General features: G+C 72.3%; 16 protein-coding genes. 7 read left to right on the top strand and 9 right to left on the bottom strand.

Annotated features, from left to right (window positions below):
- Positions 1 to 15 precede the first annotated feature (15 nt).
- Positions 16 to 957, bottom strand: coding sequence for a saccharopine dehydrogenase NADP-binding domain-containing protein (locus tag A3CE_RS0114975; protein WP_020640907.1), 942 nt, complete (start codon positions 955 to 957; stop codon positions 16 to 18).
- Between the two features lie 70 nt (positions 958 to 1,027).
- Here A3CE_RS0114975 and A3CE_RS0114980 point away from each other — a divergent pair, with 70 nt between their 5' ends.
- Complete coding sequence (locus A3CE_RS0114980; protein ID WP_020640908.1) at positions 1,028 to 1,948, top strand: helix-turn-helix domain-containing protein; 921 nt, start codon at positions 1,028 to 1,030, stop codon at positions 1,946 to 1,948.
- Here the strand turns inward: A3CE_RS0114980 and A3CE_RS0114985 are convergent.
- On the bottom strand, positions 1,942 to 3,024 hold the full coding sequence (locus A3CE_RS0114985; RefSeq protein ID WP_020640909.1) for an aldo/keto reductase: 1,083 nt from the start codon (positions 3,022 to 3,024) through the stop codon (positions 1,942 to 1,944). The genes A3CE_RS0114980 and A3CE_RS0114985 overlap by 7 nt on opposite strands.
- Before the next feature lie 118 nt (positions 3,025 to 3,142).
- Between A3CE_RS0114985 and A3CE_RS0114990 the strand changes: the two genes are divergently transcribed.
- The 5 genes from A3CE_RS0114990 to bcp all read left to right on the top strand — a co-directional run bounded on the left by A3CE_RS0114990 (position 3,143) and on the right by bcp (position 6,581).
- The gene (locus A3CE_RS0114990) at positions 3,143 to 4,024 is read left to right on the top strand and encodes an AraC family transcriptional regulator (RefSeq protein WP_020640910.1); all 882 of its coding nucleotides are present in this window, start codon (positions 3,143 to 3,145) and stop codon (positions 4,022 to 4,024) included.
- A 50-nt stretch (positions 4,025 to 4,074) separates the two neighbouring features.
- Positions 4,075 to 4,962, top strand: a complete 888-nt coding sequence (locus A3CE_RS0114995; RefSeq protein ID WP_026468498.1) for a hypothetical protein — start codon at positions 4,075 to 4,077, stop codon at positions 4,960 to 4,962.
- Between the two features lie 202 nt (positions 4,963 to 5,164).
- The gene (locus A3CE_RS0115005; RefSeq protein WP_020640913.1) at positions 5,165 to 5,347 is read left to right on the top strand and encodes a hypothetical protein; all 183 of its coding nucleotides are present in this window, start codon (positions 5,165 to 5,167) and stop codon (positions 5,345 to 5,347) included.
- A 190-nt stretch (positions 5,348 to 5,537) separates the two neighbouring features.
- Positions 5,538 to 6,083 carry a hypothetical protein gene (locus tag A3CE_RS0115010; RefSeq protein ID WP_020640914.1) on the top strand — a complete coding sequence of 182 codons (546 nt, stop codon included), beginning with the start codon at positions 5,538 to 5,540 and terminating at the stop codon, positions 6,081 to 6,083.
- Positions 6,084 to 6,107: 24 nt separating this feature from the next.
- Positions 6,108 to 6,581: a thioredoxin-dependent thiol peroxidase gene (gene bcp / locus A3CE_RS0115015; RefSeq protein WP_020640915.1), complete on the top strand. Its 474-nt coding sequence runs from the start codon at positions 6,108 to 6,110 to the stop codon at positions 6,579 to 6,581.
- Positions 6,582 to 6,585: 4 nt separating this feature from the next.
- On the opposite strand, the gene rdgB is transcribed toward bcp, so the two are convergent.
- The 5 genes from rdgB to A3CE_RS0115040 are packed head-to-tail and all read right to left on the bottom strand — an operon-like array spanning position 6,586 to position 10,225.
- Entirely contained in the window at positions 6,586 to 7,191 is a 606-nt protein-coding gene (gene rdgB / locus A3CE_RS0115020) for an RdgB/HAM1 family non-canonical purine NTP pyrophosphatase (RefSeq protein WP_020640916.1), read from the bottom strand.
- The gene (gene rph, locus A3CE_RS0115025) at positions 7,188 to 7,964 is read right to left on the bottom strand and encodes a ribonuclease PH (protein ID WP_020640917.1); all 777 of its coding nucleotides are present in this window, start codon (positions 7,962 to 7,964) and stop codon (positions 7,188 to 7,190) included. Before rph ends, rdgB begins: the two co-directional genes overlap by 4 nt.
- A gap of 22 nt (positions 7,965 to 7,986) precedes the next feature.
- Entirely contained in the window at positions 7,987 to 8,754 is a 768-nt protein-coding gene (locus A3CE_RS0115030) for an MBL fold metallo-hydrolase (protein ID WP_020640918.1), read from the bottom strand.
- Between the two features lie 29 nt (positions 8,755 to 8,783).
- Positions 8,784 to 9,590: a glutamate racemase gene (gene murI, locus A3CE_RS0115035; protein ID WP_125592297.1), complete on the bottom strand. Its 807-nt coding sequence runs from the start codon at positions 9,588 to 9,590 to the stop codon at positions 8,784 to 8,786.
- Positions 9,587 to 10,225, bottom strand: coding sequence for a rhomboid family intramembrane serine protease (locus A3CE_RS0115040; RefSeq protein ID WP_020640920.1), 639 nt, complete (start codon positions 10,223 to 10,225; stop codon positions 9,587 to 9,589). The genes murI and A3CE_RS0115040 overlap by 4 nt, the downstream gene beginning before the upstream one ends.
- A 93-nt stretch (positions 10,226 to 10,318) precedes the next feature.
- On the opposite strand from A3CE_RS0115040, the gene A3CE_RS0115045 reads away from it, so the two are divergent.
- Positions 10,319 to 11,167, top strand: coding sequence for an arylamine N-acetyltransferase family protein (locus A3CE_RS0115045; RefSeq protein ID WP_020640921.1), 849 nt, complete (start codon positions 10,319 to 10,321; stop codon positions 11,165 to 11,167).
- A 3-nt stretch (positions 11,168 to 11,170) separates the two neighbouring features.
- Here the strand turns inward: A3CE_RS0115045 and A3CE_RS0115050 are convergent, their stop codons facing one another.
- Positions 11,171 to 11,887: an aspartate/glutamate racemase family protein gene (locus A3CE_RS0115050; RefSeq protein ID WP_020640922.1), complete on the bottom strand. Its 717-nt coding sequence runs from the start codon at positions 11,885 to 11,887 to the stop codon at positions 11,171 to 11,173.
- A gap of 13 nt (positions 11,888 to 11,900) precedes the next feature.
- A complete protein-coding gene (locus A3CE_RS0115055) occupies positions 11,901 to 12,851 on the bottom strand; it encodes a PLP-dependent cysteine synthase family protein (protein WP_020640923.1) in 951 nt (316 codons plus the stop codon).
- Positions 12,852 to 12,854 lie beyond the last annotated feature (3 nt).

Here is a 12,854-nt window from a genome sequence, read left to right on the forward strand (position 1 = left end):
CCCGCACGTCCTCTCCTATTCGACCGTGATGTGCGGGGCCAGCGCCCGCAGGAAGTCGGGCGCGTCGAAGATCTCCCCCGCCGACGCGACGCCCTTCACGCGGGTCCGCCCGGTCAGGATCCGCTCCACCGCCTCCACCGCGAGCGGCGCGGTGACCGCGTAGATGTCCTCGCCTCGGGCGGTGAGCCGGCGTTCCTCGCCGCCCGAACGCACCACGACGTCGACCACGAACGTCTCGGCCGCGTCGCGCCGGCCGGCCGCGGCCAGGCCGTTCGCCGCGTCGACCGTCATGTAGGTGGTCACGTCCGGCACGCGCAGGTGACGCGGGATGGTGACGATGTCGGCCATCGAGAATTCGCCGAAGACGGGCCGGGTACCCAGCGGGCCGGGAAACGCCCACTCCCGCGTCGGCAGGGCGTCGTCGCGGTACTCCAGCCGGCCGCCCGCGTACCGGATGCGCTTGCTGCCGCGGCGGTCCCGGGACACCTGGCCCGCGGCGAGGGTCCCCGCCGTCGGGTTCCAGCCGCTGAGGCCGTACGCGACGTGCACCTCGTCGGCCGTCGGCCAGTCGCCCATCGCCGCCGTCGCCAGCAGGTCGCCCAGGCCGCCGAAGAACGCCATCGCGGGCACCACCACGGGACCGGTGGCCAGCTCGAAGGTGTCGAGGTTGGCTTCGATCTCGGCGGCGACGTCCACGTACGGGACGCCGGCGCGGGCGGCCGCCTCGGCCACCGGGAGGGCGGTCACCGCGAACGGGCCCGCGGAGTTGATCACGGCCGCCACCCCGTCGAAGGCCCGGTCGAGGGCCTCCGGGTCGTCGACCGACGCCGGCCGGCCGCCTGGCAGCTTCGCGGCGTCTCGGCCGGAAAGGATGGGGGTGAAACCGCGTTCGCGCAGCTCAGCCACCACGAAGCGGCCGGTGTGTCCGTAAGCGCCGTAAACCAGTACCGAAGTCATGAGGCCATCCTGGCGGCCGCCGCTCGCCGGCGACAGTGTCCGGAACGACGTGGTGCGTACACTTTCGGACATGCACGCTGTCGCGCTGGCCGCCACCGACGGGATGCTCGCCTTCGAGCTGACGATCGCCACCGAAGTGTTCGGCGATCACCCCCGGTACGACTTCGCGGTCTGCGGCAGCCACGCCGTGCGCGTCGGCCGGTTCCTGCTGGAGCCCGACCACGGGCTCGACCGGCTGGCGCGCGCCGGCACGGTGATCGTGCCGGGGTGGGCCGACGTCGACGCCGACCCGCCCGCCGACCTGGTCGACGCGGTGCGCGCGGCCCACTCGCGCGGCGCACGCGTGGCCTCGCTCTGCACCGGCGCGTTCGTCCTGGCCGCCGCGGGCCTGCTCGACGGCCGGCGCGCGACCACCCACTGGGCGCACACCGGCGTCCTGGCCGCGCGGTACCCGCGGGTGACGGTGGACCCGGACGTGCTCTACGTCGACAACGGCAGCGTGCTGACCTCCGCCGGCAAGGCCGCCGCGATGGACCTTTGCCTGCACCTGGTCCGCGCCGACCACGGCCCGGCGGCCGCCAACGACGTCGCCCGCCGCCTGGTCGTGCCGCCGCACCGGGCCGGCGGCCAGGCCCAGTTCGTCACCGCCCCGGTGCCCACGCGCGACGACCACCCGCTGGCTTCGCTGCTCCCGTGGATCACGGCCCGGCTCGACCGGCCGCTCACGGTGGACGATCTGGCCCGGCAGGCGAACATGAGCTCCCGTCACCTGGGCCGCCGCTTCCGCTCGGCGACCGGCACGACCCCGCTGCGGTGGCTGCTGACCCAGCGGATCCGCCGTGCCCAGGAACTGCTGGAGAACACCGACTCCGGCATCGACGCGATCGCGGACGCGGTCGGCATGGGCACCGCCACGACGTTGCGGCGGCACTTCAACCGCACGGTCGGCGTGCCACCGGACACCTACCGCCGCACGTTCCGCAGTCAGTAGCGGACGTCGCTCCCGGCCAACGGCGGGTACACAGTGGACGATTCGCCGTCGACCGTCGTGCCCGCGAACTGCAGCATCGCCCGCTGGGCGCCGTGCATCGGAGCCGGGTAGTCCAGTTCCGGCGCGGAAACCTCGTCCAGCCGGGCCAGCTGCGCGGGAGTGAGCGTCGCGTCCAGCCCGGCGAGGTTGCCGGTCAGGTGCTCCAGCCGCCGCGCGCCGACGATCGGGACGACGGTTCCGCGGCGCGCGAGCAGCCAGGCCAGCGACACCGCGGCGGACGTCGTCCCGAGTTCCCCGGCGATCTCGGCCACGACGTCGATGACGGCGAACTCCGCGTCGGACGGACCACCGACGAAAGCGGCACGGGCCGAATCGGCGACGTCCGTGCCGCGCCGGTACTTGCCGGACAGGAAACCGTTCTTCAGCGGGCTCCACGGCACCAGCGCGAGCCCCTGGTCGGACGCGAACGGCGCGAGCTCCCCCTCGACCGTCCGCGCCAGCAGCGAGTACTCGACCTGCAGCGCGACCAACGGCGTCCAGCCCCGCAGCGACGCCGTCGTCTGGGCCTGCGCGGTGACCCACGCGGGAGTGTTCGAGAAGCCGATGTAGCGGATCTTGCCGGCGCGCACGAGGTCGTCGAGGGCCCGCAGGGTCTCCTCGATCGGCGTGTTGCGGTCCCAGTTGTGCAGCCAGTAGAGGTCGAGGTGACCGGTTCGCAGCCGCCGGAGCGTCTCGTCGAGCTGGGCGATGATCGACGCCCGGCCGGCGCCGCCGCCGTTGGGGTCACCGGGGAACATGTTGCCGAAGAACTTCGACGCCAGCACGACGTGCTCGCGACGGCCGGGATGCGCGGCGAAGAAGTCGCCGAGGATCTTTTCCGAGTGTCCGTTGGTGTAAAAGTTCGCCGTGTCGACGAAGTTTCCGCCGAGGTCGAGATAGGTCGCGAGGATCTTCTCGGACTCTTCGACGCCGCAGCCGGCGCCACCGGGGTCCTCGCCGAAGGTCATCGCGCCGAGCGCGAACGGGCTGACACGAAGGCCGGACCGGCCGAGGGTGACGTAGTGGTCGAGTGGCACGAAACGCTCCTTGGGTGTCGGATCGGGCCACCTCAGGAAACCGTGAAGACGTTGCCGGACGGTAGATCGATCGGCGCGACCTCTTGCACGATCCGCTCAGCACGCCTTACCTGGACTGGTGCTCACCGAACTCCGCACCCTCGTCGCCGCCCACGTGCGCACCGACCTGCAAACGCCGATCCCGGGCCTGCTGCTGTCCAAAGTGGAGTCGAGCGAGCCGCACCACTCGCTCGCCGAGCCGTTGCTGGTGGTCATGGCCGACGGCGGCAAGCGCCTGCTGCTCGGCGAGCAGGTGCACGAGTACCGCGCCGGGCAGTACCTGCTGGTCGGCGCGGAGGTGCCGGTGACCGGCCACTTCGTCGGGGCCACGCCGCGGACGCCGGCACTGGGCGTCGGCCTGGCGCTGCGGCCCGCGGCGATCGCCCCGCTGCTGCTGCGGGCGCCGCCGGGCCGCACGCCGGCGTCGCCGCTCGCGACCGGCGACGCGAGCCCGGAATTGCTGGACGCCGTGCTGCGGCTGCTGCGGCTGCTCGACCACCCGTCCGACGCGCCCGTGCTCGCGCCGCTGATCGAACGGGAACTCCTCTGGCGGCTGCTGACCGGCCCGCACAGCGCGCTGGTCCGCCGGATCGGCCTCACCGACAGCGGCTTGGCCCACGTCGGCCGGGCGATCCGGTGGCTACGGGACAACTACGCCGAGCCGGTGCGGATCGAGGAGCTCGCCCGGCTGAGCGGGTTGAGCGCGTCGGCGTTCCACCGCCACTTCCGCGCCGCCACGGCGATGAGCCCGCTGCAGTTCCAGAAGCGCATCCGCCTGCAGGAAGCCCGGTCGCTGCTGCTGGCCGGCGCGGGTGACGTCGCGGGCGTCGGGCACCTCGTCGGCTACGACAGCCCGTCACAGTTCAACCGCGAGTACCGCCGTCAGTTCGGCGCCCCGCCCGGCCAGGACACGGCGCGGCTGCGCGCGGCCGCCGTGCCCACCGGGCGGCAGCTGCCCTGAGGCCCGATCCGTTCAAGACTGCTGCCCCTGCCGGGTGCGACGCTGGTCGCATGCCGGTAAACCTCTCCGCAGCCGCGTCCTTCATGGCGACGCACGCCCGCGTCCTCGACCGACGCCGCTTCGAACTGCTCAGCGGCGAAACGAACGCTCGCGCGGTGCTGACCGCCCTCGACGCCTACCTCAACCCCGACGGCGGTTACGGCTGGGGCCTCGAACCAGACCTGCGGGCACCGGAGAGCCAGCCCGGCGGCGCCCTCCACGCCTTCGAGGTCTTCGAGGAGATCGCCCCCGACCAGGCCTCGAACGCCCTTTACCTGTGTGACTGGCTGGCGTCGGTTTCCACGCCGGACGGTGGTCTGCCGTTCGCGCTGCCCGTGGCCGACCCGGCGGGGTGCGCGCCGTTCTGGGTCCAGGCCGATCCGGCGGAGGCGACGCTGCAGAGCACGGCGTTCGCCGCCGGCGTCGCCCTGCGCGTCGCCCGCCACGACCGGGCCGTGCGCGAGCACCCGTGGCTGGCGGCCGCGACGCGGTACTGCTTCCGCGCCATCCGCGAGCTTTCTTCGGCGCCGCACGCGATCGCGCTGTCGTTCGCGGTGCAGTTCCTGGACGCCGCCGACGACCTCGACGCGGAGGCTTCGTCGCTGCTGGACCACCTGGCCACCTTCGTCCCACCCGACGGGCTGGCCCCGGTGGACGGCGGCTCGGACGGGGAAACCCTGCGTGCCCTGGACTTCGCGCCCGTGCCGCACCGCCCGGCACGCAGGTTGTTCGCCAACGGCGTCATCGAAGCCGAACTGCGTCGGCTCGCCGGCGAGCAGCAGGACGACGGCGGCTGGCGGGTGGATTTCGCGAGCTACTCGCCCGCGGCGGCACTCGAATGGCGTGGCTACGCGACCGTCCGCGCGGTCTCGATCCTGCAGCGCAACGGAGTCGCCTGAGCTTCTACACGAGCGACGACGAGGTTCACCCGGCCGTGGGTTTTCGGGTAGCGAGTGGTGAGCGGCGCGGGCGGTCCGTTCGCCCATCCGGGGGCGGCCCACCTGGCCGACCCGGCCACTCGGACGGGCGGCCGCACGCGCCTTCCGGTCGACCCGGCCGAACCCGTACTGTGACCGGGAAGCCGGTTCCCGGAGGTGAAGCATGTCGTCGCGCAACCCGTTGCGCTGGTTCGCCCGCTGGGCCGACTGGTTCGAGGAGCGCGGCGTGTACGTGCCCGGCGAAGAGAGCCGCGCGGTCGACCCGATCCGCGATTTCGGCTGGCTGATGGCCGCGTGGGTGGCCGGCGTGGCGATCTTCATCCTGTTGTTCGCGCTCGCGGTTTAAGTGGCATGTGGGCAAAGATTGTCACCAGCCGTGCCGTTCCGGTCACGGATTGGCCACGGGGCGGCACCAGGTGCGCGACAACCCCCCGTCGCGCCTCGTAACCGCGCGCGATCACGGCCAGAGTGGAGCGGGTTCGCCCGGCATCCCCGTTGCCGAACGGCACCCCGACCCGCCGACTGGAGTACCCGCGATGGCGCTCGCGCGCACGTGCAAGATCATGTTCACCTCAGGATTGCTGGGCCTGGCGGTGGCGTGCGGGATCCCTTCGACGCAGGGCGGCACCGCCGCGCTCGGCGCGGCCGGCTCTCCCGCCGGCGCCGGAGCGGCGGCTTCGCAGGCGGCCAACGACCTGAAGTTCGGCGCCGACCACCGGTTCGCCAGCGGCCTCACGATCTCCGTCGGCTCCCCGAAGTCGTTCCGGCCCAGCCCGTCGGCGTACCCGCAAAGCCCCCGCGGCGCGGTGTTCGACGTCGAGCTGACGAACGACAGCTCGACGACGTACAAGCTTTCGGGCCTCACGTTCACCGCCACCTCGGCGGGCGCGCCGGTCAAGCAGGTCGTGGACACGACCCAGGGGTTCACCGGCATCACCGACGCCGGCAAGGACGTGCCGCCGGGCCGTTCGGTGCACCTCACGCTGGCGTTCGCGGTGCCGCAGGAGCAGACGCAGCTGCGCCTGCAGATCCGGCCGAGCGCGACCGAACCCACGGCGGTCACCTACTTCGGCCCCGCCTGACCAGGCGCCGTTAAGCTCGGGGGCATGACCGAGCGACTCTCCCCCGGTGACGCAGCCCCGGACTTCACCCTGCCCGACAGCGAGGGCAAGGAGGTGTCGCTGCGCGACTTCCGCGGCGAGTCCGTCGTCGTGTACTTCTACCCGGCGGCGAGCACCCCGGGCTGCACGAAGCAGGCCTGCGACTTCCGCGACAACCTCGCCGAGCTGAACGACGCGGGCTACCGCGTCATCGGCATCTCGCCGGACACGCAGGCGAAGCTGGCGAAGTTCGCTTCGAACGAGAACCTGACGTTCCCGCTCCTGGGCGACCCGGAGAAGACCGTGATCGCGGCATGGGGCGCGTACGGCGAGAAGAAGAACTACGGCAAGACGTACCTGGGCGTGATCCGCTCGACGTTCGTCGTCGACCCGGAAGGCAAGATCGCCAACGCCTGGTACAACGTCCGCGCGACCGGCCACGTGGCGAAGCTGATCCGCGACCTCCGCGTGGCTTCCTGACGGGCTAGCCGGCCAGCTCTCGCAAGGCAGGGAGAAGGGCGCGCAGCGCCCGCCCGCGGTGCGAAGCCGCGTCCTTCTCCGCCGGCTCCATCTCCGCCGACGTCCGGCTCCCGCCGTCCGGCCGGAAGATCGGGTCGTAGCCGAAACCGTTGGTACCACGGCGTTCCCGGACCAGCGTGCCCCGCCACTCGCCGCGGACCACCGTCTCCTCCCCCGACGGCAGCACCAGCGCCGCCGCGCAGACGAACTGCGCCCCGCGGCGCTCGTCCGGCACGTCCCGCAGCTGCCCCAGCACCAGGTCGAGGTTCGCTTCGTCGTCGCCGTGCCGTCCCGACCACCGGGCCGACAGCACGCCCGGCATGCCGTTCAGCGCATCGACCGCGAGACCCGAGTCGTCGGCGATGGCCGGCAAACCACAGGCCGCCACCGCGTCACGGGCCTTCGCCACCGCGTTGCCCTCGAAGTCCGGGGCCGTCTCCGGCGCCTCGGGGAACGAGGGCACGTCCGCGAGACCGAGCACCTCGATGCCGGAAATCCCTTCCGCGGCAAGGATCCTTCGAAGCTCGCCGAGCTTCTTCGCATTGCGGGTGGCCAGAAGCAGCTTCGTCACTTCGAGCCCTTCTTCTTGTCCGGACGCGGCTCCGGCAGCTCGCCGGGGTACGGCAGCGCCAGCGCCTCGTTCTGCAGCCGGGTCAGCTCTTCGCAGCCGGCCAGCGCGATGTCCAGCATCGTGTCCAAAGTGGACCGGGCGAAGGTCGCGCCCTCGCCGGTGCCCTGGACCTCGATCAGCGTGCCCGCGTCCGTGGCCACCACGTTCATGTCGACCTCGGCGCGCGAGTCCTCTTCGTACGGCAGGTCGAGCCGGACCCGGCCGTCGACCACGCCGACGCTCACCGCGGCCACCGACGACGACAGCGGCTGCGGGTCGTTGAGCCGGTTCGCCGCGCCCAGCCACGTGATCGCGTCCGCCAGCGCCACGTAACCACCGGTCACCGCGGCCGTGCGGGTGCCGCCGTCGGCCTGGATGACGTCGCAGTCGATGACGATCGTGTTCTCGCCCAGTGCCGCCAGGTCGATGCACGCCCGCAGCGACCGGCCGATGAGCCGCGAGATCTCGTGCGTGCGGCCGCCGATCCGGCCCTTGACCGACTCGCGGTCACCCCGCGTGTTGGTCGCGGACGGCAGCATCGCGTACTCGGCCGTCACCCAGCCGAGGCCCGAGCCGGCCCGCCAGCGCGGCACCCCTTCGGTGACGCTCGCCGCGCACAGCACCCGCGTGTTGCCGAATTCGATCAGCACGGACCCCGCAGGCCACTGCTGGAACCCCCGGGTGATCTTGATGTCGCGGAGCTGGTCGTCGTTCCTGCCATCTTTACGAGCCACGGGTGCACTCTATGACCGTCGTTCAGACGTCGTAGACGGCACCCTGCTTGACGACCTCGGCTCCGGGAAACTCGGCCGAAGCCTCGCCCAGGACCGCGCCGGGGTCGGTCCACGGCGCGATGTGCGTGAGCAGCAGCCGCCCGACCCCGGCGTCGCGCGCCAGCTCGCCGGCCTGCTTGCCGGACAGGTGCACACCGATCGGCCGCTCCGCCGAGTCCGTCCAGGACGCCTCGGCGAGCAGCAGGTCGACACCGTCGGCGAGCTCGTTCAGCGCCGCGCACGGCCCGGTGTCGCCGGTGAAGGCGAGGATCCGGCCCCCGTAGGAGATCCGCAGGCCGTACGCCGGCGTCGGGTGGTCGACCTCGACCGCGACGACGTCGAACGGCCCGATCCGGAACGGTTCCGGCCGCAGCGGGTGGAAGGCGTAGACGTCGGTGAGGTCGGTGACGGCCCGCTCGGTCTCGTTGGGCGCGTACGCGTTCGCCAGCCGCGTCGGCGCGTCCGGCGGCGCGTACAGCGGCAGCAGGCGCGGACGCGCGGGGTACGGCGGCGCCGGGTGGTAGCGGCGGAGGACGGTGAGCGCGCTGACGTCGGCGCAGTGGTCGGGGTGCAGGTGCGTGAGCACGAGGGCGTCCAGGTCGAACGGGTCGGCCACGGCCTGCAGCTGCGCCAGTGTGCCGTTGCCGAGTTCGAGGCCGAGCAGGAAGCCTTCGGCTTCGAGCAGGTAACCGGACGCCGCGGCGTTCGGCCCGGGGATGCTGCCGGAGCACCCGAGGATGGTCAGTCGCACGACGACACCCTAAGCGTCGGAAGAGCCGTTCACGCGGTGGTGGGAGCGAGGACACCCGGGGCGAAGCCCATGAACCGCTGAGCCAGCCGGGTGAACGGCTCGGCCGAGCCGGTGGCGAGGAACTCGTGCCGCGGCGGAGTGTCCCTCGTGGTCAGCAGGTCCCGTTCGGTGAGGACGCGGACGAGGTCCTTCGCGGTCTCCTCGGCGCTCGAAACGAGCGTGACCTCTTGCCCCATCACGATCTGCAGCACGCCCTGCAGCAGCGGGTAGTGCGTGCAGCCGAGCACGAGCGTGTCGACCTCGGCGTCGAGCAGCGGCTGGAGGTAGCCCTGCGCGAGCCCGAGCACCTGCCGCCCGGTCGTGATGCCACGCTCGACGAAGTCCACGAACCGCGGGCAGGCGACGCTGGTGAGCGTGATGCCGGGCGCCGCGGCGAAGGCGTCTTCGTAGGCCCGCGACCGCACGGTGCCTTCGGTGCCGATCACGCCGACGCGGCCGGTGTGCGTGGCGATGACGGCCCGCCGCGCGGCGGGCAGGACGACCTCGATCACCGGGACGTCGTAGCGCTCGCGGGCGTCGCGCAGGCAGGCCGCGGACGCCGTGTTGCAGGCGATGACCAAGGCCTTCACACCGCTTTCCACGAGTTCGTCGAGTGCCGCGAGCGCGTAGCTGCGGGCGGTGGCGATCGGGAGCGGGCCGTACGGGTTGTGCGCCGTGTCGCCGACGTAGCGGAGCTGCTCGGCGGGGAGCTGCTCGAGGATCGCCCTCGCCACGGTCAGCCCGCCGACACCGGAATCGAACACACCGATCGGGGCATCAGCGGGCGGTGGCTTCACCCTTCGAGGTTACCCGCCGCCGCCGGGACGGCTTTGCGGGACCGGCGGGTGGTCAGCCACGCCGCGAGGACGCCGGCCAGCGCGCCGAAGAGGTGGCCCTGCCAGGAGACGCCGGGCTGGCCCGGCAGCAGCCCGGCCAGCATGCCGCTCCACACGCCGAGCAGGACGAGCGCGACCAGGATCTGCCCGGCCGCGCGGTTGAAGATGCCGCGGACCAGCAGGTAGGCGAGCCAGCCGAAGGCGAGGCCGGACGCGCCGATGGTGACGCCGTTCGCCGGCCCGATCAGCCACACGCCGAGCCCGGACACCACCCAGATGATGGCCGTGACCAGCGCGAACCGGCCGATTCCGGCGGCCATCGCGAGGAACGAGAGCACGAGCACCGGCACCGTGTTCGCGAACAGGTGCGACCAGCCGGCGTGCAGCAGCGGCGCGAACAGCACACCGTCCAAGCCGGACAGCTCCCGCGAGTGGATGCCGCCCTGGTCGAGGTCGCCGGGAAGGATCACGTCTGCCAGCTCGACCAGGTAGAGCAGCAGGGTGAACGACAGCGCGACGAGCGCGGCCGCCTTCGGTTTCGGCGGCAGCACGCGCTTGGCGGCGTCGGTTTCCGGGGCGGGGATCGGAGTGCTCACGCTTTCGAGGCTACGTCGGGGCGTAGGCGCTCCACCTCGGGTGAAATCCCTGATCCCGCGATTTTGTCGGTGCCTGCCGCTAGCGTGGCGGGCATGGGGAACCTGGACGTCACCGGATACCTCGAGCGGCTCGGCCTCGGCGCCGAGCCGCCGGGGCTCGCCGCTTTGCGGCGGCTGCACGCGGCACACGTGGAGCGCGTGCCGTACGAACCACTGGAGATCCAGCTGGGGCGGCCGACCCCGCTCGACCCGGCCGCGTCGCTCGCGCGGATCCTGCGGGGCCGCGGCGGGTACTGCTACCACCTCAATGGCGCCTTCTCGGCGTTGTTGCGCGCGCTCGGCTATCAGGTCACGCGCCACCTCGGCGGGGTGCAGGGCGCCGGCGACGCGCCGAACGTCGGCCGGAACCACCTGGCCCTCACCGTCACCGGCCTGCCCGAGGACCCGTCGGCGAGCTGGCTGGTGGACGTCGGGCTGGGTGACGGCATCCACGAGCCGCTCCCCCTCCGGGAAGGCACCTACGTCCAGGGTCCGCACACCTACCGGCTGCGGCCGTCGGAGGTGGCGCCGGGCGGCTGGCGGTTCGAGCACGACCCGTCGGGCAGCTTCACCGGCTTCGATTTCGCACCCGGCCCCGCGGAAATGGCCGACTTCGCCGAGAAGCACGCCTGGCTGTCGATGGCGCCGGAGTCCGGGTTCGTGCGGGTCTGCGTGCTCCAGCGGCGGGACGCGACCGGCGTCGACACCCTGCGGGCGCTGACGCTGAGCCGGCACGGCGCCAAGGAGCTGGTCGAGTCGCCGGAAGACTGGTGGACGGCGGCGGGTGACGTGTTCGGCGTCCGGCCGGCGCAGTTCACCGCCGAGGAGCGAGACCTGCTGTGGCGGAAGGTCGTCGCGCAGCACGAGGCCCACACGAGCGGGGACCCGGTGGTCGCCGTGTGACTCTCAGCCGGGTGGCGCCGGCAGCGGGATCTTGCCGAGCGCGTAGTCGACGGCGGCGTCGGCGTGCAGGCGGGTCGTGGGGAAGGTCGGCACCGGGGAGTCCTCCGGGCTGACGAGCAGCTCGATCTCGGTGCACCCGTAGATGACGCCTTCGGCGCCCCTGTTGACCAGCCGCGCGATCACCGCGCGGTAAGCCTCGCGGGACTCGGGTTTGACCACGCCGAGCACCAGCTCGTCGTAGATCACCCGGTGCACGAGTTCGCGGTCGCCGGCGTCCGGCACGAGCACGTCGAGACCGTGCGCGGCCAGGCGGTCGCGGTAGAACGGCTGGCCCATGGTGAACCCGGTGCCGAGCAGGCCGACCCGGCGGATCCCGGCGGCCTTGATGGCCGCGGCGGTGGCGTCGCCGAGGTGCACAAGCGGGATGCCGAGGCCTGCTTCCAGCCGGTCGGCGACCTTGTGCATGGTGTTGGTGCAGAGCACCACGAAGTCGGCACCGGCCGCCTCGAGAGCCTTGGCGGCGCGGTTCAGCTCGGCCCCGGCCTCGTCCCAGCGGCCGTCGGCCTGCATGGCTTCGATCGCGGCGAAGTCGACGGAGTAGAGCACGGTGTGCGCGGAGTGGAACCCGCCGAGGACGGCTTTCACCCGTTCGTTCACGAACCGGTAGTACTCGATCGACGATTCCCAGCTCATCCCGCCGAGCAGCCCGATGACTTTCATGCCATCAGGATGCCTACGCCCAGAGCTGTCCGTCGAGCCGCTCGGCCGCCTCGTCGAGTGATCCCGTGAACGCCCCCGTGGAGAGGTACTTCCACCCGGCGTCCGCGACGATGAACGCGACGTCCGCCCGCTCGCCCCGGGCCGCGGCCTTCTCGGCGACCGCCAGGGCGGCGTGCAGCACCGCGCCCGTCGAGATGCCCGCGAAGATGCCTTCGTGCTCCAGCAGCTCGCGCGTCCGGCGCAGCGCGTCGTACGCGCCGACGGAGAACCGGCCGTTGAGCACGCTGGGGTCGTACAGCTCCGGCACGAAACCCTCGTCGAGGTTGCGCAGGCCGTACACGAGCTCGCCGTAGCGCGGCTCGGCCGCGATGACCTGGACGTCCGGCTTCGCCTCGTGCAGGTACCGGCCGACCCCCACCAAAGTCCCCGTCGTGCCGAGGCCGCCGACGAAGTGCGTCAGCGTCGGCAGGTCCTTGAGCAGCTCCGGGCCAGTGCCGCGGTAGTGCGCGTCGGCGTTGGCCGGGTTGCCGTACTGGTACAGCATCACCCAGTCCGGGTTCGCCTCGGCCAGCTCCTTCGCCCGCCGGACGGCCTCGTTCGAGCCGCCCGCGGCCGGGGAGAAGACGATCCGCGCGCCGTAGGCCTGCAGCAGCTGCTTGCGCTCGGTCGAGGTGTTCTCCGGCATCACGCAGACCAGCCCGTAGCCCTTGAGCTTGGCGGCCATGGCCAGCGAGATGCCGGTGTTGCCCGAGGTCGGCTCCAGGATCGTGGAGCCGCGCCGCAGCTTGCCCTCGCGCTCGGCGGCTTCGATCATGGCCAGCGCGGGGCGGTCCTTGACCGAGCCGGTCGGGTTGCGGTCCTCCAGCTTCGCCCACAGGCGCACGTCGTGCGTCGGCGAGAGCCGGGGCAGCCCGACCAGCGGGGTGCCGCCGAGCGCGTCGAGCAGGGACTCGAAGCGAGCCATCGA

This window comes from Amycolatopsis balhimycina FH 1894, assembly GCF_000384295.1.
GTDB lineage: Bacteria > Actinomycetota > Actinomycetes > Mycobacteriales > Pseudonocardiaceae > Amycolatopsis > Amycolatopsis balhimycina.

Coding starts and splice junctions, on each gene's coding strand:
- A3CE_RS0114975 (WP_020640907.1), bottom strand. CDS start 957: ATGACTTCGGTACTGGTTTACGGCGCTTACGGACACACCGGCCGCTTC.
- A3CE_RS0114980 (WP_020640908.1), top strand. CDS start 1,028: ATGCACGCTGTCGCGCTGGCCGCCACCGACGGGATGCTCGCCTTCGAG.
- A3CE_RS0114995 (WP_026468498.1), top strand. CDS start 4,075: ATGCCGGTAAACCTCTCCGCAGCCGCGTCCTTCATGGCGACGCACGCC.
- A3CE_RS0115005 (WP_020640913.1), top strand. CDS start 5,165: ATGTCGTCGCGCAACCCGTTGCGCTGGTTCGCCCGCTGGGCCGACTGG.
- A3CE_RS0115010 (WP_020640914.1), top strand. CDS start 5,538: ATGGCGCTCGCGCGCACGTGCAAGATCATGTTCACCTCAGGATTGCTG.
- bcp (WP_020640915.1), top strand. CDS start 6,108: ATGACCGAGCGACTCTCCCCCGGTGACGCAGCCCCGGACTTCACCCTG.
- A3CE_RS0115045 (WP_020640921.1), top strand. CDS start 10,319: ATGGGGAACCTGGACGTCACCGGATACCTCGAGCGGCTCGGCCTCGGC.
- A3CE_RS0115050 (WP_020640922.1), bottom strand. CDS start 11,887: ATGAAAGTCATCGGGCTGCTCGGCGGGATGAGCTGGGAATCGTCGATC.
- A3CE_RS0115055 (WP_020640923.1), bottom strand. CDS start 12,851: ATGGCTCGCTTCGAGTCCCTGCTCGACGCGCTCGGCGGCACCCCGCTG.